Below are 2,127 nucleotides of genomic sequence, written 5' to 3'. Positions count from 1 at the left end.
GGTAACGAGTTCATTGACATATTGTGAAGTAGAAGAGAAGAAAATAAAGTCGCGCAAGCGAATTAAGGGCGCATGGGGGATACCTAGGCTCTCAGAGGCGATGAAGGACGTGATAAGCTGCGAAAAGCTATGGGGAGCAGCACATATGCATTGATCCATAGATATCCGAATGGGGCAACCCAGTGTAGTGAAGCTACATTACCCTACGGGGGGCAAACGCGGGGAACTGAAACATCTAAGTACCCGCAGGAGAAGAAAACAATAGTGATTCCGTAAGTAGTGGCGAGCGAACACGGAACAGCCCAAACCACCCTGGTTACGGCCAGAGTGGGGTTGTAGGGCCCACCAAGTGGTTAAATAGCGAACTGGAATGGCATGGGAAGGCCAATCGCAGAGGGTGAGAATCCCGTACAGGCAGCGAGTTTAACTGAGTGGGTACCCTGAGTAGGTGGGGACCGGTGAAATCCCCTCTGAATCCGGCGGCACCATCCGCCAAGGCTAAATACTCCTGAGAGACCGATAGTGAACGAGTACCGTGAGGGAAAGGTGAAAAGTACCGCGAGCAGCGGGGTGAAATAGAACTTGAAACCATGCGCTTACAAGCGGTCGGAGCCTTCGGGTGACGGCGTGCCTTTTGCATAATGAGCCTACGAGTTACGGTTACTGGCAAGGTTAATGTTTGAAGAACAGGAGCCGAAGCGAAAGCGAGTCTGAATAGGGCGATTAGTCAGTGGCCGTAGACGCGAAACTTTGTGATCTACCCATGATCAGGTTGAAGCGCTGGTAACACATCGTGGAGGACCGAACCGGTAAACGTTGAAAAGTTTTCGGATGAATTGTGGGTAGGGGTGAAAGGCCAATCAAACTGAGAAATAGCTCGTACTCCCCGAAATGTTTTTAGGAACAGCGTCGTGGTTGAGTCATGTTCAGGTAGAGCTACTGATAGGACTAGGGGGAGTCAAATCCTACCAAATTCTGACAAACTCCGAATGGGGCATGATATACACGGCAGTGAGGGCTGGGGTGCTAAGGTCCCAGTCCGAGAGGGGAACAACCCAGAGCATCAGCTAAGGTCCCAAAATATATGCTAAGTTGAACTAAGGGGGTCCGACTGCAGAGACAGCCAGGATGTTAGCTTGGAAGCAGCTATACATTTAAAGAGTGCGTAACAGCTCACTGGTCGAGCGGGGCGGGCATCGATAATAAACGGGCATCAAGCATATTACCGAAGCTATGCGATTGTATTTATACATATCGGTAGGGGAGCATTCTCACAGGGGTGAAGGTTGGGCGTGAGCCCAGCTGGACTGGTGAGAAAAGCAAATGTAGGCATAAGTAACGATAATGCGGATGAGAAATCCGCACACCGAAAGACTAAGGATTCCTCCGCTATGCTAATCAACGGAGGGTTAGGCGGGGCCTAAGGGATAGCCGACAGGCGACCCCCGATGGACAGCAGGTTAATATTCCTGCCCCTGCATGCAGTGTGAAAAAGTGACGGAGCGACGTGGATGGTACGTACTGACGGAATAGTGCGTTGAGCCGAGCCTACGGGCAAAGCGAACCATCGAAGACGCTTCCAAGAAAAGCTTTTGAAACGCCAGCTGTATGCAGCCCGTACCGTAAACCGACACAGGTAGTCGAGAAGAATATTCTAAGGTGCTCGAGTGAATCACGGCTAAGGAACTCGGCAAATTAACCCTGTAACTTCGGGAGAAGGGGAGCCTCCTCTGCAAAGAGAGGCCGCAGAGAAATGGCCCAGGCGACTGTTTAGCAAAAACACAGGGCTCTGCCAAAACGAAAGTTGACGTATAGGGCCTGACACCTGCCCGGTGCTGGAAGGTTAAGAGGGGATGTCATCGCAAGAGAAGCATTGAATCGAAGCCCCAGTAAACGGCGGCCGTAACTATAACGGTCCTAAGGTAGCGAAATTCCTTGTCGGGTAAGTTCCGACCTGCACGAATGGTGTAACGATCTGGGCACTGTCTCGGCCGTGAGCTCGGTGAAATTGTAGTAGCGGTGAAGATGCCGCTTACCCGCCACGGGACGGAAAGACCCCGTGCACCTTTACTATAGCTTTGCATTGTTTTCGGGTCAGGGATGTGTAGGATAGGTGGGAGGCTGTGA

The 2,127-nt window shown here is 51.6% G+C and carries 1 rRNA gene; it reads left to right on the top strand.

Going from position 1 to position 2,127, the window contains the following annotated elements:
* Positions 1-52: 52 nt before the first annotated feature.
* A 23S ribosomal RNA gene (locus BLQ88_RS36320) occupies positions 53-2,127 on the top strand; the annotation flags it as partial.

The organism is Dyadobacter soli (assembly GCF_900101885.1).
GTDB classification, from domain to species: Bacteria; Bacteroidota; Bacteroidia; order Cytophagales; family Spirosomataceae; genus Dyadobacter; species Dyadobacter soli.
This window is presented reverse-complemented; position numbering and strand designations above follow the sequence as displayed.